The organism is Corallococcus llansteffanensis, assembly GCF_003612055.1.
GTDB classification, from domain to species: Bacteria; Myxococcota; Myxococcia; order Myxococcales; family Myxococcaceae; genus Corallococcus; species Corallococcus llansteffanensis.
In genome coordinates, this window is sequence record NZ_RAWB01000123.1 from 1 (window position 1) to 19759 (window position 19759).

Here is a 19759-nt window from a genome sequence, read left to right on the forward strand (position 1 = left end):
GCACGATGCCGACCCCGTAGTGCGACGCGCTCTCCGTGAGGCTCTCGAAGCCCGCCTCGCGCAGCACGCGCAGCACCTGATCCGGCCCCAGCGCGTCCGCCACGCGCACCGCCGGGATGTTGTAGCTGGACGCCAGCGCCGCGCGCAGCCGCACCGGGCCGTGCACGCGCCGATCATAGTTCCTGGGCACGTACGCGCCCCCCGGCGTCGCCAGGTGCACCTCCACGTCCGCGAGCACGCTGGAGGGCGTGAACCCCTTGCTCAGCGCGAGCCCGTACGCGAACGGCTTCAGCGCCGACCCTGGCTGGCGGAGCGAACGCACGCCGTCGTTCTGCCCGCCCTTCGAATCGTCGAGGAAGTCCGACGACCCCACGTACGCGAGCACCTCGCCCGTCGCGTTGTCCAGGACGATGGCCGCCGCCTCGCCCACCCCGCGGTCCTCCAGCCCCCGCAGCTCCTCCACCATCGCCTTCTCCACCGAGGCCTGGAGCGCGGGGTCGATGGTCGTCTCGATGCGCGTCGCGCGATCCAACCCCAGCGCCGGCAGATGCTTCAGCAGCGCCGTCGTCAGGTGCGGCACCTCGAAGCTCCGCTCGGGCGGCACCAGGTCCAGCGGCGTCTCCGCGGCAAGCCGGGCCTCCTCCGACGTGAGGAAGCCCTCCTCCTCCATGCGCGCCAGCACGCCGCGCATCCCCAGCAGCGCCGCGTCCGGGCGCCGGTACGGGTCGCGCCGCGCGGGCGAGCGGGCCATCCCCGCGAGCAACGCCGCCTGTCCCGCCGACAGCCGCTGCGCCGACCGCCCGAAGTAGCTCCGCGCCGCCGCCTCCACCCCGAAGGTGGAGTTCCCCAGGGGCACCCGGTCCAGGTACTCCAGCAGCACCTGCTCCTTGGGCAGGTGCGCCGTCAGCCGCAGCGCCCACAGCGCCTCGCCCGCCTTGCCCCACCACGAGCGCTGGCGCGGCACCAGCCGCCGCGCCAGCTGCTGCGGAATCGTGGACGCACCGGACACGATGCGCCCCGCCTTCACGTTGTCGCGCGCCGCCCGCGCCACCGCCACCACGTCCACGCCCGGATGTCGCGTGAACCGCTGATCCTCCGCGGCGATGAAGGCCGCGCGCACCAGCGGGGGAATGCTTGCCCCCGCCAGCCCCACACTGCGTCCGTCCTCGCGGGAGAGCACCTCGCGCAGGGCATGGCCCGTGCGGTCGGTGATCACCAGCGAGGACAGCGCCTCGCGGGACAGCAACCTTCCGGGCAGGGGCATGGCGATGAAGCCCGCGCACCCCAGCCCGATCAGCGCCGCGACCACCGCCACGGCGCGCGCCATCCCGCGAAGCGTGAAGCGCTTCATCACTTCGAAGCGACCTCTTCCGGCATCACCACCGGGAAGCGTCCACCCTCGGAGCGTCCGAAGACCTCCGGCGTGTACATCTCCTCCGCGTATGCCGGCTTGAGCACGAAGTCTCCCGGCGTCGTGGCCCGGGCGACGAAGCTCGTCACGTGCACGCCCGGCGGCAGCTCGTCGGCGAAGAAGATGACCCGGTCATCCCGCATCTCCGTGTGGTTGAACGGCGACCAGAAGCGCGTCGCCCACGGGCTGCTCTCCCCGTCCGTCTCCGACAGGTCCTCCTCGCTCTCGTACTCGTAGCCCTCGCCGGGGCCCTCCTCCTCGCCGGAGCCCACCGGCCCGGGCAGGCTCGCGGTGGTGGCGAGCGACGTGTCCACCGCCTCCAGGCCCGCGGGCAGCGGCACGTCCACGACGACGAAGTTGCGGCGCATCGACGTCGCCACGCGCACCCGCACGCGCACCAGCTCGCCCGCGCGCGCCGCCTTCGCCTGACCGCCGCCGTTGTACGGCTCGAACCAGCGCTGGACGATGAGGCCCCGGTCCATCGGGTCCAGCGGCATCACGGCCGGCGCGTAGCGCAGGAGCGCCCCGTAGTAGAGGTTGCCCATGCCGTTGACGCCGAAGGTCAGCGGCTGCGCCTTGTCCGCCGGGCCCAGCTTCTCCACCGGCACCTGCACCGTCTTCACGCCCAGGTCGCGGCCCCTGAAGTCGGCGGACGCGATGACCTGTCCACCCAGCTTCACCACCGCCTCGAAGGCCGGCACGTCCTTCTCCTTGCGGCGCACCACCTCCGAGAGCGCCATCAGCGTGAAGGCCGCCTCCTGGGTGTTGCGGAAGCGCCCGTCCCCTTCGCGCGAGGACGCCAGGTAGCGGCTCATCTTCGCCACGTAGGGATGGTCCGGCGTGACGCTCACCAGCGTCTGGAGCACCAGCGCCGTGGTGCGCGTGTCGGACGACCAGAGCGGCGCGTACGTCTTCGCGTCCGTCTCCTGGAAGTGCACGCCCGCGGTGGTCTCCTGCGCCTTGTTCAGCAGCTCCTGCAGCAGCTTCTGGCCCTGCTCCCGGTTGCCCTTCCCCACGAAGATGGCGTCCGCCAGCATCGCCTGGGCGAAGAGCGGCAGGTCCGCCCGCTTCTCGAACAGCTCGTTGTAGTACGACGGCCGGGGCGAACCCGTGCGCGCCAGCGTGTAGAGCGCGAAGGCCCGCGTCTCCAGTCCCGGCGTGTTGCAGTCCGCGCCGCACCGGCTGCACACGCCCGACGCCACCTTGTCCGCCAGGAACTTCTTCGCCTTCGCCAGCCCCTCCGCGTTCACCGGGTAGCCGACCTCCTTCGCCCGCGCCAGCGACAGCGTCGCGTACACGGAGGCATACGGCGACGTGCAGTCGCTGGACGCCCAGAAGCGGAAGCCGCCGTCGTGGTTCTGGAGCGCTTCGATCTTGCGCACCGTCGCCGTCACCACCGCGTCCGGATCCAGCGTGCCCTGCGTCTTCAGCGCGTCATCACTGAGGAAGCCGCGGACGAACGCCTGCTTCTGCTCGTCCGAGCCGCCCGTCCACGCCACGCCGAACTTGCCGGACAGCTCGCGCAGCGCCACGAACGGCACCAGCCGCGACGACATCTGCTCCAGACACCCGTAGGGGTAGTCCACGAGCTGGTTCATCGACTCCTCGAAGCCGCCCATCACCGTGGACGACATCGTCACCGTGAGGCCGCCCACGCCGGGCCGCACGCCGCCCGGCGGCTTGAGCCCCTCCACCCGTTCGCTGGTGGTGTCGCCATACGTGGCCACCGCCTCCAGGCCTACCGGGAGCTGCACGGGGATCTTCTGCTCCACCCCGTCCGTCTCCCCGCCGCCCGTCACGGAGAAGCGCAGCACCGCGGTGCCCGGCTGCTCGGCCACGAAGGTGAAGCGCACCTCGCGGGCCTTGCCATCCACCAGCGACACCGTCTTCTCCGACGGCCCCTCCACCCGCACGCCCGTGAGCTGCGCGGTGACCTTCGCCTCCTTGATGGCCGGGTTCGTGGTGTGGATGACCACACCCGCTTCCGCCTTGTCGCCCACGCGCACCAGCCGGGGCAGCGCCGGCAGCGCCAGCAGCGGCTTGGACACCTGCACCTTGCTCTCGCCGACGCCGAAGCGGTCCGCGTCCGTCACGGCGATGGCCATGATGCGGAAGGTGGTCAGGTTGTCGGGCAGCGTGAACTCCACCTTCGCCTGGCCCTGGTCGTCCGTCTCCACCGACTGGAACACCGCCGTCGTCTTGAAGTTGGACCGGAAGCCGGAGCCCGTCGTGTCGGAACCGCCGGAGCCGCCCGGCTTGGAGCCCTTCTCCCCGTACAGCTTGCGCAGCACCAGGTGGATGAGCGGCTCGCCAATGCGCACCGACAGGCCGCGCGGCTGGAACAGCGCCTCCACCGGGTCCGGGGCCCGGTAGCCCGTCAGGCGCAGCACGCCCTCGTCCACGGCCCACAGCGTCACCTCCGACTTCGCGCCCTTGCCCGCCGCGTCCTTCACCGCGACGTTCACGGTCACCTTGTCGCGCGGGCGCTTGTCCTGCGCGTCCGGCGTCAGCGCCACCGACAGGCGCTTCTGCTTCTTCTCCACCTTCAGCTCGGTGTAGCCCACGCGCACGGAGGGACGGCCCGGGTCGTCCCCGGACTCGATGCCCTTGGACGCCTCCACGCGGCCGCGCACCAGCACCACGCCCACGAAGACGTTGGGGATGGCCCCCTCGCCCAGCGGGATGTCCAGCGCGGTGGCGCTGCCCTTGAGCTTCACGCGGCGCACGCTGAGGACGCCCTCGCGCTCCACCGTGACGAGCGCGTCCGCCTGCGGGTACGGGCTCTTCACCAAAATCTTCGCGGTGTCGCCCACGTCATAGAGCTGCTTGTCCGCCACCAGGTCGATGCGGTCCGTGTCGTTGCGCTGCCACGACACCCAGCCGGAGCCGGTGACGTAGAGCGAGTCGCGCGTCGTCGCCTTGCGGCCCTTCGAGTCCGTGGCCACCGCCTCCAGCACGTACAGGCCGGGCTCGCCGGGCGTGAAGCGGCACGCCTGCGGGGTGGCGGCGCTCTTCACCGCGCACTTCGACACCTCCGTCTCCACCGGCTCCGTGATGGTGAACCACTGGCCGCCCTCGCCCTTCTTGCGGATGGACTTCCACTCGCGGCGCTTGACGTTCACGTCCACCGCGATGCCCTCCTGGCGCGCGCCCGCGGGCGTCACGGCCACCAGCTCCAGGCCCACTTCCTTGCCCGCTTCCGCGAAGCCGGTGGAGAGCAGGCGCAGGCCCGCGTACACCTCCGCGGGGTGGACGATGATGAGGTTGCGGTTGGCGATGCGCTGGCGGTTGACGTCCTCCACCTCCGCCTCCAGCGTGTACTCCCACGTCTTGCCGCCCGGCGTCTCCGCGGTGCCCAGCGCCAGCGCGAGCTGCCCCGCGGCGTCCGTGCGCCCCTCGCCCGAGGCGAAGGTCTCGCTGCTGTGCTCCGGCTGCTCGTCGTCCCACCACCAGGTGTTCACGCCGAAGGTGAACGCCTCGTTGCCCGGCGGCGTGAAGAAGGAGCTGGCCCGGCCCACGCTCCAGCGCACCTGCGAGTTGCCCATGGCCCCGCCGAACAGGTAGCGCGCATCCACGCGCGCGGTGAGCGCCTCGCCCGCCGGCACGTCCTGCCTCGGCACCGCCACGTCCACGCGGAACTGCGGCGCGCGGTACTCCTCCACTCGGAAGGTGCCGCTGTAGCTCAGCGTCTCGCCCGCGATCTTCAGGCTCGCGGACACGTCATACCCGCCCAGCGGCATGTCCTTGCCCAGCTTCATGTCCGAGCGGAAGGTGCCGTACTTCGTGATGACGGCGTCGCCTTCGAAGACCTTCTCGCCGCGCGAGCTGGTCACCGTCACGCGGGCCTTCGCGCCGGCGGGCGGCGACTTGAGCACGCCCAGGCGGCGGTAGCGCGCCACGCCCTTGAGCATCACGTCGTCCCCCGGGCGGTAGATGCCGCGGTCGGCGAACACGAAGCCCAGGCTGTCCGGGCTGCGCCCCTCCCACGCGCTCATCAGCGAGAACGCGCCGGGATACATGCCTCCGCCCCACGTGGACAGCGTCACGCCGATGTCGGTGTCCTTCTCCGCGGAGACCATGGCCCACGGCGTGTTCCAGGAGGACTCGTCCTTGGTGACAATGAGCTCCGACAGGCCCGGCACCTTCGCGAGCCCGTTGGCGTCCGTCGTGCCCGTCCAGTGCTCCGTGCCCGCCTTGTCCCAGACGGTGAGCCGCGCGTCCGGCACCGGGGCGCCCGTCTGCAGCGACGTCACCCACACCACGCTGGAGGTCGCGCCCATCTTCGCGTGCACCGCCAGGTCCGTCACCTGCCCCACGATGCGGCGCGGCTCCCGCTGCTTGAGCGCCGGCGCGTTCAGCCGCGCGAGGAACAGGCCCGTCTTCGCGCCGTTGAAGGCCGGGCGCAGGTCGAACGGCACGGTGCGCTCCACATTGCGCGCGGCCTGGGTGTCCAGCGTCGTGCGCACCGGCTCGGTGGTCGGCCACGCCTGGGGGCGGGAGTCCGAGCCCAGGAAGCGCGCGAGCTCCGCGGGCGACAGCGCCCACACCTCCGCCGTCACCTCCGGGACGTTGGTCACCACCAGGGGCAGCGAGCCGTCGCCGGAGGCCTCCAGCAGCGCCTCCGTGGAGCCGGAGTCGAACGAGGGCGCCACGTCGCTCAGCTTCGTCTCGCCCTGGAAGGCGGGCCCCGTCTGGCCGAAGAGGTCCTTGTAGCCCGCGGCGACCTTCACCTTGTACCGGGTGCCAGGGCGGTAGCGACCGGGCAGCGACACGTAGGGGAACTTCTGCTCCCCGCCGGACCAGGGCATCTGGGTCTGCATCCGGTCCCAGTCAATCTGCGCGGGCGGATCCAGCGTCACCTTGCCCTTGAGCGACGCCACGTCCACCTCGTTGGAGGTGAAGAGGATCAACGGGCCGTAGGGGCACTCGTTGTCACCGTACTGGAACGAGCACGCGGACACCGACTCCGCCTTGAGCGCGCCGTAGGTGGTGTAGGCGTGGCGCACCGCCTCCTCCAGGGCCAGCGGGCCTTCCACGCCCGTCAGCCCCGCGTCCACCACCAGGGAGAACGCCGTCCCGGCGGCCAGCTTCTGCGCGGGCTTCAGCTCGTACTTCACGCGCCGGTCCTGCGACCTGCGCTCCGGGCCGCTGCCCACCTCCACGGCCTTGAGGTCCGCGAACGCGGTCTCCTTCACCAGCGTGAGCGGCACCGGCGCGCCGGAGGCCAGCTCCAGGCGCGCGTGCTGCGGCAGGTCCTTCACCTTCTGGTTGAACACCAGCGTGAACACCTGCTCCGGCTGCACCCAGCGGAAGTCCGCATCCGGCTGCACGCCCTGGAGGACCGGGCGCGTGGTCTCGAACTCGAAGCTGTAGGGCGCCTCCAGCTTGGAGCCGTCCATGGCCTTGAGGCCCGCGGGCACCGTCACCGTGTACTTCGTCGCGAGCCGCACGCCGCTTTCGGGCACGAACTCCACGCTCGCGGATCCCACCCAGCGCCACTCGCCCTGCAGCGGCGGTTCAATCTTCGCGGGCGCCGCCAGCCCGCGCTCCTCGGCCACCGTGCCCAGGGCGATCATCGGCCGGGTGAAGGTGATGGTCGGCCGGATGTTGCCGTGCGCCTGGCCCTGCGGCCGCGCGGCCACGACGCTCAGGGGTCCCTGGGCCGCGGCCTCGGCGGGATCGATCTGGAGCGTGGGCGCTTCCGGCAGGGGCTCGACGGCGAGGCCGACGTTCTTCGAGGACGGAGGCGGGGTGCCGGTCTCCGGGGTGCCGCCCTTCGCATCCTTGTCGCCGCGCGAACACGCGGCTCCGACAACGAGGCAGACGAGGGCCAGCAAAGGGATTCTGCGCATGGTGGGGCTCACGGAGCTCCAGGGCGGGCACTCGTGAACTCCCCCCCGGAAAAATGACGCGAGCACCGTACCACGGGGTCCCCCACCCCGACGTCACCTCGCGTCACTCCAGGCGGCGCGGATCCGCTCCTTGGATTCCCAACCTCCAAGAGCCCTGCCCCGGGATGGGCACACGGCGCTGACGCGGCCCGCCATCCAGCTTCGGGGCGCCATCCGCGAGTGCGGAGGTGGGCGCGAAGGCCTCCGCGACCGCGACGACGAAGCCGCCCAGCAGCTTGCGCAGGTGGGACTTGGGGCGGTGACGGGACGACGCCATGGGGTGCCTCCGCTTGGAAGTCGGAAGGCATCAACATGGAAAGGGGGCCGCTCTCCGGCCATCGCACCGGTGAGCAGCCCCCGTTCGTTCAGCGGACAGTGATGCGGCGCGGCTACTTCTCGTGGCTCACGAGGATCTTCTCCATCCGTGTCGCGCAGGCGCCCTCACAGACGAGGTACACGGTGGGCTTGCCCTCCTCGTAGATGTGGGCCGTGAACAGCGCGGAGATCTCGAAGCCCACCTTGCGGGGCTTCTTGCCCGACACCAGGGTCCCGCGCACGACGCAGGGGAGCCAGTCGAACGCATCGTGCACCTGGGCTTCGGGCAACACCTTCGCGGAGCGCAGGTAGATGAGGGTCTCCTCCGCGGAGAGGGTGAAGTCCCCGCAGTGCTCCTTCATGTAGTTGTCCTCCTGCCCCTTCTGCATCCCGGCTTCGACGTGTTCGATCCGCGCGTCGGCGGGCACGCTCCACGTCGGAGTCGGAGTCGCGCCCAGCGCCAGCGGAGCCGTCAGCGCGAGCAGCACCCCGCCCGCTCGCCAGCCACTGCGTCGTCGGTCATGGCATTCCATGTCAGTACCCGAACCCCGTCCCCTCGCTGCGGGGATCATCTTTGTAACACATGACACCATGGGCAAACACGTCCGCGTTGGTGAGGGTGTATTGCGTTTGCAACGCGGTCACCAGGGCCGTCACCGCGTCGATCTGCACCTGGGAAGGTGCCTCGAAGGCCCCCTTCGCGTCCTTCACGCCCACCACTTCAATGCCAATGCTCTCGGCGTTGACGGGGTAGCGGGCCGGGTAGCTCTTGGTGGTGAGCTCGTAGTTGTGGACCAGCTCCGTCTTCTTCGAGTACCCGACGCCCTTCGTTTCCCAGAGCTTCTTGAGGGCCACCTTCTCGGTGGCCGAGCAGTTGGCTTCCTGTTCGCAACGCGCGCGCATCTCGCCGACGTGGTGCGCCGCCTGGTCCAGCTTCATCGTCTGGATGATCTTGCCGTTCTCATCCACGAGGAAGTGCGCCCCCATCCCCTTGCGCTCCCCCTTCTGGTAGCCGCCCAGGGCACCGGCGCCCGTGGAGCCGGCGGTGCGGTGCAACACGATGGAGTTCGTCGAGGCCCGCGTGCCGTGCTCCAGCGACTTGAAGCGCTGCATCTCCACGGTGTAGCCGGCGACCGTCACGTCGGGCACCTCCGGCGCGGCGGGCGCTGCCGCCGCGGCGGCCGCCTTCGCCTTGTAGCCGCTCGGGTCCACGTAGCGCGTAGGCGCGTTGAGGGCATACGCGTAGAGGTTGCACTCCACCGGGCTGTCCACGCACCGCGCCGGCTCTTGCAGGAAGAGCGGGTCCGGCGTGAGGAAGCGGTTGATCTCCGGGTCGTAGTCACGCGCGCCCATGCGCACGAGCCCCAGGTCCGCATCGAAGCCCTTCTCCACGAAGTCCAGCACGGCGGAGCTGACAGGGCGGTGCGCGCGAGCACCGAACGGTGACGCGAGCTGCAACTGCCCCAGGCCGTCCGTCATCACCGTGCCCCGGCTGTCCGCCCCCAGCATCTGGAAGACCCCGTCGTGGATCAATCCCACCACCTGGCCCGCGAAGCGGAACGGCCGCGTCAGCCCGGTCGCATCCAGCAGCGCACCGCCCTCCAGGTATGCCGCCTGCGGCGTCGTGCCCTCCAGCTTGAGCAGCCGCTGTCCCGCCTCGTCGTAGAGGAAGCGCCACGCCCGGGTGCCCCGGACGACGCGCGCCACTTGCCCATGGGGGCCGTACTCGAAGGTCAGGTCGTTCTTCGACACCGTGCGACCCATGTCGTCGAACGCGTACGTCACCGCGCCTGACGTCAGGGTGTTGCCCTGCGAGGTGAGCGTGCGCCGCACGCCATCCTCTTCGATGACCGTCGGCAGGCCACTGGCGTTGAAGTCGTAGCCATAGGCATGTGAGGCATCCGTGGAGCCCACGAGGAAGCCCTTGGGCGAATAGGCGTACTGACGATGCAGCGACACCCCGCCCGCGGTGTACGTCTCCGCGGCGACATTGCCCCGCGCGTCCATCCGCTGCTCCACCGACGCGGTCCACCCCGGGCCCTGCTGCGTCTTGGAGAGCCGCCGCCGCGTGAGCGCGTCATAGCCCAGCGTCACCCGTCCTCCGGTGGCGAAGTCCGCCGTCAACGGCTGGCTGTCACCGTCGTAGCCGTAGAGGACCAGCGAGGTGCCGTCCAGCAGCGTCTCCGACAGCCGCCCGTGCGTGTCCCACCGCTGCCCCTGGGTGTGGAGCGACAGGAGCGCGCCCGTCACGTCGAGCACGCGCGTCGTCTCCGTGACGACGTCCCCGCCATCCGAGTAGAGGAACAGCGTCTCCACCGTGCGCCAGCCCGTCAGGGTCACCACCCGGCGCTTCACCTTGCCGTCCGCGCGGTACTCGAAGGTCTTCTGGAAGCCCTCGCCCTCGACGCCCGTGTGCTCACCCAGGTGGGTGCGCTGCGTGGGCTGCTGGGGCGTGGCGCCGTCGTAGTAGTGCAGGTAGCGCTGCGTCGCGCCGGTGGCCACGTCGGTGTGCAGCTCCACCGTCTTGCGGCCCACGGCGTCGTACGTCCACGACTCCATGCGCCGCAGCGCCCCCGACGAGGTCAGGAACAGGCGATCCCTGGGCAGGCCCGTGACCGGGTCGTAGGTGTACTCCACCTTGGCGAGGCCCTCGCGCAGCACGCGGGTCACCCGGCCGTGCGCATCCAACGACAGCCAGTGGTGCTTGCCATCCGGCAGGAGCACGCCGCGCACGCGGCCCAGCACGTCATGGGTGTACTCGTAGCGCGCGCCCTCCTGGTCCTGGAACACCCGCACGCGGTCGGACGCATCCGTCCAGCTCGAGGTCGTATAGGTGCCGTTCTCCTGCGTGTCCCGGCGCACGCCCCCGGCCTCCACCGTCAGCGTCGTGTGATGCTGCTGGGTGACGCCCGTCTGCAGCAGCGAGGAGGCGTCCACCACGTGGCCGAAGGCCGCCCCCCGGCTCAGGCCGAGCGACGCGGTGCCGGCGAGCAGATCGCCGTACGACACCTGCGTCGGCTGGAGCGTGGCCGGCGCCGTGGGCCGCTGGTACTTGCGCGTCTCCAGTTGGGCCGGGTCGTAGGTCGTGATGCCCTGGAAGGTCCACCCTCCGGGGATGCGCTGCGCGGTGGCCACGGGCTCGCCGTCCGCGGTGCTCCACTCGGCGAGCTGCCGGCGGGAGCCCGTGTTCGCGTCCACCAGCGACTCCACCTCCACCAGCGCGGGCTTCAGCGCGGTGGCGTACTGGTAGGACAGGAGCTTGGAGGGGTTCGTCTCCGTCGCGTGACCCTGATCATCCCACTGGCGCGCCAGCCGCTCCTCCCCGTCGTACCGGAAGGACTCCGAGTAGCTCGCCGTGCCCTGGCCGTAGCGCAGGGAGCGGACCGCGTCGGTCAGCGTCTCGCGGCCCGTCACCTCCACGGTGGTTCCGTCCGGTGACGTCACCTTGCGCAGCAGCGTGCCGCCAGGCTCGAAGTCGAACCAGGATGTGCCCTGCCCCGGCACGGACACGTGATCCACGGAGAAGTCCGGACGGTAGACGACCTCCTGGAGCGTCACCGCACCGGACGGCGCCATGCTCTCCAGCTTCTCCAGCAGACCCACCGCGTTGCGCGTCAGCCGCGACTCGTGGCGGAAGTCCAGCGTCGCGTCCGTGTGCTGGCCCGTCAGCACCACGCCGCTGTCCAGGCAGTGCAGGTGGCCCGTGAGGCCGGAGGGATTCGCGCGGGTGTGCTCCGTCGTGAGCGTACCGTGCGCCGTGTGCAGCACGGTGCGCGCGGGGCAGACGTCCGCTGCGTAGGCCTGATACTCCGTCCACTCCTCCACCTTGCGCGTACCGGAGCGCCAGCCGCTGTGCTGCTCGCGCAGGCGCTTCCACGGCAGGCCGAAGGAGCTCGTCGCCTCGTACACGCGCGACTCGAAGCGCTCCACGCCGGCCGTGCGCGCATCCGTGGACGTGCTGGAGACGAGCAGGCCCGTCTGCCGCGTGTCATGGAAGAAGGTGGAGCTGTCGGAGCTCACCGGCGTGGCGCGGGACACGTCCTCGTAGCCCAGCAGCGTCCGGCTCACCGGGTGGATGACGGGCTTCGCGTAGTCGTAGGTGATGTGCTCCAGCGGGTGGCCGGAGGACGTGACGTCCAGCGCGGAGAGCACGGCCTCGCGCTGATGGATGCCGGCGACGGGCGGGCTCCAGGCGTACTGGAAGGAGAGCCGCGTGCCCTTGCCATCGTCCGCGGTGCGCATCAGCCCCGTGCCCGGCGCATCCAGGGTGACGGAGTACGCCTGCCCCAGCCGCACGGTGGAGAGCTGCGTGCCACCCGTGCCGGTGAGGTCGCCCACCACCACCGGGCCGGGCAGGCCGTCGAAGAAGTCGCCCAGCGGGGCGCGCACCTCCGCGAACTCCTCGCCGGTGTTCACGAAGAAGAGCGCGTAGCCCTGCTGGTACAGCACCAGGTCCGACAGGCCGTCCTTGTTGAGGTCCACGAACGCGAGCTGGTAGTCCAGCAAGCCGCTCAGCTCGCCGCCGTACCACAGGCGCACCGGCATGCCCTGGCCCGCGCCGTCGAACTGGTACTGGCCCTGGCCGTACCACACCACGAGGCCGCCCTCGTGCCGCGCCACGAGGTCCGACTGGCCGTCGCCGTTGAGGTCCTGCACCCAGCTCGTGTGCGGGGTGAAGTACGGCATCAGGCCGCCGCTCACCATCGGGCCGAACGCGGGGACCACGGGGCTCGTGCTGACGTTGGGCAGCACGTCATAGCCCCCCTCGTACACGCGCAGCAGGTCCGGGCGGCGGTCCTTGTTCAGGTCCACGAGCCGCGTCTGCGGGCCCAGCTCCCAGTGGCCCGGAAGCGTCTGGCGCGTCACCAGCTGGCCGTCGCGCGTGCACACCGTCAGCGCGGTGCTCTGGAAGGCGCCGTCCCCGAGCAGGTCCACCACCTGGTGCTCGTCGGAGTCCGGCCCGAGCTGCACGAGGTGCCGGGGCTCGTTGTAGAGCGACTCCGGCGCGCGACACTCGGGGACGGTGTTGGGGCTGGCCTGCGGCAGCTCCTCCACGCGGAAGCCCGTGCCCTCCTGCACGAAGAGCGTGTTGCGCTGGTGGTGCTCCAGGTCCAACCGGCCGTCCGAGTCCACGTCCAGCAGTGACGCATGGTCGGGCTGGAAGGCGTCTCCGCCGAACGCGGCCACCACGCCGTCCAGCACCGTCGCGGTCTGGAACCGCGCGGCCTGGAGCGTCTCGTTCACGCCCTGGTAGGTGTAGTGCGTGGCGGGAGGCCGCGCCCCGGAGGCGTACACCTGCTGGACCCCGATGAGCCGGAAGGCCGGGCCCAGGTCATCGTCCTGGTAGGCCAGTGTGTAGCGCCAGCGCTCGGCCGGCGTGCTGGTGCCGGGGACGTGCACGCGCAGCACCACGTCCTGGACGCGCCGGTCCAGCTTCAGCGCGGCGCCGCTGCGGTAGTCCACGAACGGCGTGGCGAGCGGGGCGTACGTCCACGACACCTCGTAGTGGAAGTCCCCGCCCCGGCCGCCGTAGCGCACGCGCTCCAGGAAGGGACGGCCTGACGGGTTCACCGCCCACGTCAGGCGCGCACCCTGGCCGGTGGCGTCACGCGCCTCCTCCAGGAACCACGCATGGGTGCCACGCGGCGTGTCCACCCGCACCTGGGCGCCGAAGGTCCACCGGCCGCCGTCCGGCAGGTACGCCACCAGCGACGTGCCCACCTCCAGGAGCCGCACGGCGGACGTCACGTCCGCGGAGTGCCACGCGCCGTCGGTGCCGCGCACCATGCGCCCCCAGGGGCCGGTGAGATCATCGGTGGCGTAGTCCAGCTCTCCGCGCGCCCGCGTGCGTTGGACGGACAAGGTCGTACTCCAGCCCATGCCCCACTCGTTCAGGCCCCCATCGGGCGAGTACGTGGGAAAGGGCTGCACGAGCAGCGGGCCCCGGTCCTGCGGCACCTGGAAGGGCGACGGCAGGCTGAAGCCTCCCCGGCTGACGTCGGCGGGGCCAAAGGCGGTGTGGGCGTACTGCCCCACGAGGGAGCCCCGTTTCGGGGCGGCGAGTTCGGGGGTCTGCACACGCGCGTCCGCGAAAGGAGCGGACTGGGCCAAGGCCCCGGGCGCGACAAGACACACCAAAGCCACGGACAGCTTCCGCAGCGGCGACATGAAGACTCCTGCTGACAATGAAGGGAGGAAAGAGGCGGCCCCGGCCACCGCGGCGGCACGGGCGGCGCAAACAACCGCGGGAGCGCCGGAACCGGCGCTCCCGCGAAACGACGACTGCGTCGCGGCTACAGCACGGCGACTACTGGCAGATGAGCGGATCCGGCATGGACGACACCGTGCGCCGGTCCACCTTGTAGACGAGCACCAGCTCCGAGGCCGCATCCAGCGGATGGATGGGGTTGGTGCGCAGGCCCGTCACGTCGAACTTCACGGTGCTGAAGGGCGACAGCCCATCTCCACCGGAGGACTGGTCGTTCACCGGCTTGGCGAACTCGCCGAGCTCGAACGTGCTGACGGCGGCGGCGGACAGGCCGAAGTGGATGCGGTTCTGTCCCAGGCGCCACCGGGGCCCTTCGAGCAGGTCGTCCTCGATGAAGTAGGTCTTCGTGCCCTGGGGCCCGGTGAAGGTCAGCTCCTGCTCGAACGTGGAGGCCGCGCGCAACGGCTGACCGTTGAGCGTGGTGTTCTCCGCGCCCGCCGTGCCACCCGTGCGCACGATGAACAGACCCACGCGGTGCAGGATGGGCGTGCCCTCCGTGCACTGGAGCGCGCCGGAGATGCCGCCATCGTCGACGTAGAAGTCCGACGGGACGACCTGCACGGAGAAGGCGGCCTTGGGGTTGGTCACGTCCATCAGCGAGTCCCACAGCGCCTTGGAGCGCTCCGGGCTGGCCTTCAGCCACGGCGAGGCCGTGGCGGGGTAGCCCGGGCGCGGGAAGCTCAGCGCCACCAGCGTATAGCTGGGGTCCTTGTCCGCGAGGCGGCCGTCCGCCAGCGCCCCGGTGACCGCCGTCACGGCGGCGAGCTCCAGGTCGGCCAGGTTCACATAGGCCTGGGACCAGTCGGCGCGCACCAGGTTGGAGATGGCCTGGTTCGTCCTCAGGCCGGAGAGGACGAACGGGTAGCGCAGGTCCAGCAGCGGGTAGAGGGAGTCGGTGACGAGCGAGGCGAGGTTCTGCGTGCGCAGGCGCAGCTTCTCCCCGTCCAGGTTGCGCAGGCTCCACGCCGGCACCAGCCGCAGGATGCGGCCCTGCACCTGCGTCGCCTCCAGGGCGTTCGACAGCGCCTTCATCTCCATCGACGCCAGCTCCATCCGGCGCTCCACGGCGCGGATCTCCACCTTGCGCTCCAGCCGCGCCAGCTCCTTGGCGACGAACGTGTCATAGAGCGACATCAGCGACGGCGGGAACTGGGTGAGGTCGCACACGCTGTTGCACGTGCCCGTCACCTGGCACTGCGTCTCCGAACGGCAGGCCTCGTAGAGCGACGACGTGGCCGCCTGACGGCGGGCCACCATGTCCTGGGACAGCACCCGACCCTGGTTGACGAGCGACTCGGTGGCCGCGCGCATGTCGGTGATGACGCGCGCCATCGCGGGGGCCATCTGCCTCACCGCGGTGCCCGCGGGCACCAGCCGCTGCACGTCCACGCTCAGCGAGTGGCTGGTATCCGGGGTGCAGGACTGGGTGCCGAACGGCGTGAGCACGGAGGCCGCGTCATTGGCGACGAGGTACAGGTCCACGCCCGGGTCCACCTGCTGCTCCGTCAGCCCCGCCTTGCGGCCGATGATGACCGACATGTTGGGCTGCACGACCTGCACGTCGCGCAGCACCTGGGTGACCTTCTCCCGCTGCACCAGGAGCAGCGAGCCCGCGGGCAGCTTGGGGAACGGCGTGCCGTCCAGGCGGATGCCGGTGTTGTACGTGGCGCTGACGCGCTGGTCCCCACCGGAGCTGGAGTCGCTGGAGGCGCGGATGCCGATCTCGCCGGAGATGCACGCCTCCGCGTAGGCGTATGCGACGGCCTTGGCCACGAACATGAAGTCCCAGCCCACACCGCTCTCCACCCGGACGCCCGCGCAAGCCCGGGCGGAGGCGGAGGCGCCCGCGTACTTGGACGTGGCGTTGGATTCCGCGGTGAAGGCGCTGTCGCTGAACTGCACGAGGAAGCCCTCGGGGCCGGTGAGGGCGCCGTTGACCTGCACGCCTTCGAGGGTGCCGGCCGCGTCCATGGGCTTGCGCAGCTGCGCGTGGGACAGCACGCAGGTGGGGGCCCACTGGTTGCGCGCCGCCACGTTGATGATGTCGCCCGCGTTGGCGGCCAGGGTCCAGGCCGCGCCGTTCTTCCGCACCGCGAAGGAGGTGAGGTCGGTGGAGCCAGACCAGGGGGTGAAGCGGGCCTCCTCGGCGGAGATGGACAGCGTGTCCACCGGGCCGCGGGTGATGGCCAGCTTCGCCAGGTCCGCCTGCTCGGAGTCACTCGCTGTCTTGAAGGCGCTGGCGAAGTCGCCGAAGGCGGCCTCTTCCGACGCGGCGTTGGCGCGCAGGCCCACGAGGTCCAGGGAGAGCTGGTCGAACTCCGCGTACCGCAGCTTGAGCTGGTCGAGGATGCTGCCCACCTGCTGCGCGTTGCCCATCTCCGCCAGGCGCGCGTTCACGTAGTCCGTGCGGTACTGGATGAACTCCGCCTTGGCGGTCGTCAGCTCCTGGGTCCGCTGGGTGATGAGATCATCCAACTGGGTGCGCTTGGTCTCCTGGATGCCGTTGCGCAGCGAGTTGCGCGCGCTGGGCAGGAAGCCGCCCGTCTTGACGTAGCTGGCCGTGCGCGCGTCGCCGTCCTGGATGGCGCGCGACAGCAGCAGCGCGGGCTGGGGGACCAGCGCCGGCGGCGTCGTCAACAGCAGGGCCTTGTCATAGGTGGCCGCGCCGAAGACCTCCTTCACCGCGGTGCGCAGGGCGCCATGGTTCTGCCGCACCTTCTCGAACAGCCCCCGCCAGGCGGCGCGGTCCGTGGGCGCGAGCGCCAGGTTGGACGCGCCCAGCACCGCGGCGTCGAGCGCCGTCTCATCGGCCAGCGTGCCCATGAGGCGCCACAGCTCGCTCACCTCCGTGCGCACGGGAGAGGGGCCCGCGCAGCCCATGAAGCGGCAGCCCAGGTCGTGCATCTGGCTGAAGTCGGTGATGCGGTCATGGAGGCCCTTGAGGCCGTCGCCCATCAGCATCAGCAGGGGCGCGTTGCCCAGGGGCAGCGACGTGGAGCCGGACATCGGGGTGAGGGCCGCGGTGAGCAGCGCGCGGTCGGTGGTGAGCCCCGTGTTGAACGGGTCCGCGCTCAACAGCTGCGTGCCGTCATTGCTGAGCAGGCCGCCCGAGTACGCCGCCTTCCAGAAGTCGCTGAACGTCGCGTCCAGGTCCTTGACGAGCGCCGGGGGCGCCGCCGCGCCGCCGTGCACCGTGGTGCGTGCGAGCGAGTACCACTGGTTGAGGCGGGACAGGCGCTTCTGGAGGTCGTCCTGCTGGAGCTTCCCGAGGCTGTCGCGCTGGAGCGCGACGACGTCCTTGCGCAGCAGCGCCTGGCTGATGTCGTACCAGGCCTGGGGATAGGCCGACGTGCCGGGGCACGACACCGCCGCGGCGCTGGTGGCCGCGTCCATGCAGCGCTGCCACACGGTGGCCACGCGGTCCGTCGGGACATGCGATTGGGCCATCCGGTGGCAGAGGGCGAGCGTGGCGTCCACGGTGCTGGTGGCCGTGCACGTCTCCGAGGAGGCCGGGGGCGCCCAGGCGTTGCAGTTGCTGGAGGTGAGGTTCAGGTCGTCGAAGTACTCCGCGCGCAGGCCGTGCGCGGTGGCGGAGCCGGTCAGGAAGAGCTGGCTCGAGGGGACGACCACCAGCCCGGTGGCGCCCGGAGGCGTCCAGCGCAGGCGGGCCACGGCGGCGTTGCCGTTCTCGAAGTACTCCATGCGCAGCGCGTAGCGCTGGCCGGCCTGCAGGACGATGGAGCCCGAGTACGACGTCGCGGACTGGGGGAACCACTTGTCCACCAGCGGCGTGTCGTTGACCCACAGGCGGACGCCGTCATCCGCGGTCGTCTCGAACACGTACGTCCCCGTCACGGGCGCCAGCACCTCTCCGGTCCAGCGCGCGGAGAAGGTCTCCGGGGCGATGGCATTGGAGGGCGAACCCAGGCTCCAGTCGAAGTCCACGGTGGCGTCCACGCGTGTCACCCGGTTGAAGTCCGGGTAGTCGCCGTAGCGCTGGAGGATGAAGTCCTGCTGCGGAACGGTGAGCTGGTGGCCCTGCAGCTCGAAGAGGACCTTGAAGGCGTCCACCAGGGCGCGGCGCTGCACCGGCTGATCCACCGCCGTCGGCAGGGACGCCACGCGGTTCCACTGCGTCTGGAGCGCGTTGTACTTCGCCTGCGCGTTGGAGAAGGGGATCTCGTCCGCGGTGAGGCAGAGCGGCCGGTTGGGCAGCGAACCGTCCTGCCGGAAGTCCGCGACGGTCTGCGAGGGATCCACCTGCACGGGAGTCAGGCCGGGCTGCGAGTACTTCACGCCCTTGCCGGGAAGCCCGTCACAGGTGGCCGGGTTCGGCTCCGTGCCGAAGCTCGCGTCACGACACGTGGAGTAGATGGGCGCCCCGTTGCAGGACTCCGTCCCGCAGAGGGGGTCCGCGTTCGTGACCCAGTTCAGGCCCACGTTGTCGATGACGACGGTGCACGTCTCGGTGAAGTTCGTCTCGGTGATGTACAGCGTGCTGGTGTTGGTGATGACGCGCGTCGCCCCATACGTGCGCGCGCCCGGCGTCGCGCTGACGATGGTCAACGGCCGGCTGGCGAACTCCTTGCCCTGGGAGCGCAGGGTGGTGACCAGGTCGTTGGCCACCCCATCACACGACTTGCTGAACGTCGTCTTGTACACCGTCTCGCAGGGTGGCTTCTCCGAGTAGTCGCACGTGCGCGTCGAGCGATACACGCCGGAGGCGGTCCCGCCGTGCGTCTGCGCCTGGAAGACCGTGGGGTGGTTGCACGTCTTGTTGCAGGTCGCGGGCTGGTAGCCGATGGGATTTCCGCACGCGGACGAGCTGCCCGACTTGAAGCACAGGTCGCGGTACTCCCACGGCCCGGTGCACGTCTGGTTCAGTCCGCTGCCCACCACGGGCTCGGACGTGGGACGGCAGGCGCTGCCCTCCAGCGACTGCTCGGTGGAGGCCCCCAGCGCCTCCACGGTGAGCTCGGGTTCCGGTTCGGGTCCACAGGCCATCAGGCCGACGGTGGCCATCAGGGCCCACCATGCACTGCGCACGCGTTGCTTCATTGTCGTTCCCCCTCGAAGGGCAGACCCGGGCCCTGACGGTCGCGCGGGCGCGCGGCCGTTCATGCCAGGTCGTGGTTGCGGGTAGCCGGACGCGCGACGCGCCCCCGCGACCGCGGGATGCGGTGCGAGGTCCCCATCACGACGTGGTGCGCCCGGAGACTCGGGGGAGATACGGACCGGAGATTTATTCCTGGTTGCGCGCTCCGGAGGCCGTGCTTAAGGCCCGCCGGTTTCAGCCGCCGCCGTACAGCGCGCCGCCCGCGAGCCCCATCAGGAAGGCCACGGTGACGAGCAGCACCACCCAGCGAACGGGGACGCCGCTGCTGCGAGGCGCCTGCTGTCCCACGGTGGCCCGGGTGGGCACGGACTCGTCCGGCACGAGGATGCGGACCTGGATGGCCGCGGTGCGCAGCACCTCGTCCACGTCGGAGAGGAACTTGTCGTACTCCTCCGGGATGAGCTCCAGCGGGCTGCCGTGCTGGAACTCGTAGCGCTTCGCCACGGCCTCGTGGTTGCGCAGCGACGCCTGGCCCTTGGCCACGTCCACCCAGCCGGCGATGAGCGCGGGCGCCACGCCCTTGCGGTCCACCAGTGAGATGGCCTGCCGGGCCTGCTTGCCACCGGCGGTGCTGGGGCCCTCGGGCTCCTCCACGCGCAGGATGCGGTGCGGGGAGCGGCCGTAGATCTTGTGCTGGAGCTCCGACTTGAGGCGCTCCGCGAGCAGCGCGGAGTGGGTGGCGAACATCGTGCGCAATTCGGGCGTCTCCCCGGCCCGGCTCGCCGCCTGCGCGGACGGCAGCGGCGCGAGGATCAGCT

The 19759-nt window shown here is 70.8% G+C and carries 6 protein-coding genes and 1 pseudogene; all 7 read right to left on the bottom strand.

The window, feature by feature from the left end; translation table 11 throughout:
- The coding region (locus tag D7V93_RS13930) for a transglycosylase domain-containing protein (RefSeq protein WP_208723021.1) at positions 1-1351 on the bottom strand (1351 nt) is incomplete at its 3' end.
- Positions 1351-7263, bottom strand: coding sequence for an Ig-like domain-containing alpha-2-macroglobulin family protein (locus D7V93_RS13935; RefSeq protein ID WP_147451173.1), 5913 nt, complete (start codon positions 7261-7263; stop codon positions 1351-1353). The genes D7V93_RS13930 and D7V93_RS13935, both read right to left, overlap by 1 nt.
- 103 nt (positions 7264-7366) lie before the next feature.
- Positions 7367-7579: a hypothetical protein gene (locus D7V93_RS13940; RefSeq protein WP_120643881.1), complete on the bottom strand. Its 213-nt coding sequence runs from the start codon at positions 7577-7579 to the stop codon at positions 7367-7369.
- A 112-nt stretch (positions 7580-7691) separates the two neighbouring features.
- Positions 7692-8105, bottom strand: coding sequence for a hypothetical protein (locus tag D7V93_RS13945; protein WP_120643882.1), 414 nt, complete (start codon positions 8103-8105; stop codon positions 7692-7694).
- A gap of 46 nt (positions 8106-8151) precedes the next feature.
- Entirely contained in the window at positions 8152-13785 is a 5634-nt protein-coding gene (locus tag D7V93_RS13950) for an N-acetylmuramoyl-L-alanine amidase (protein ID WP_158623741.1), read from the bottom strand.
- Positions 13786-13924: 139 nt separating this feature from the next.
- Entirely contained in the window at positions 13925-18907 is a 4983-nt protein-coding gene (locus D7V93_RS13955) for a PA14 domain-containing protein (protein ID WP_158623742.1), read from the bottom strand.
- 268 nt (positions 18908-19175) lie between these two features.
- A pseudogene (locus D7V93_RS44925) lies at positions 19176-19759 on the bottom strand (hypothetical protein); the annotation flags it as partial.

What these genes read in the sequence shown, in the direction of transcription:
- D7V93_RS13950 (WP_158623741.1), bottom strand. Translation starts at nt 13,785, where the DNA reads ATGTCGCCGCTGCGGAAGCTGTCCGTGGCTTTGGTGTGTCTTGTCGCG.
- D7V93_RS13935 (WP_147451173.1), bottom strand. Translation starts at nt 7,263, where the DNA reads ATGCGCAGAATCCCTTTGCTGGCCCTCGTCTGCCTCGTTGTCGGAGCC.
- D7V93_RS13955 (WP_158623742.1), bottom strand. Translation starts at nt 18,907, where the DNA reads ATGGCCACCGTCGGCCTGATGGCCTGTGGACCCGAACCGGAACCCGAG.
- D7V93_RS13940 (WP_120643881.1), bottom strand. Translation starts at nt 7,579, where the DNA reads ATGGCGTCGTCCCGTCACCGCCCCAAGTCCCACCTGCGCAAGCTGCTG.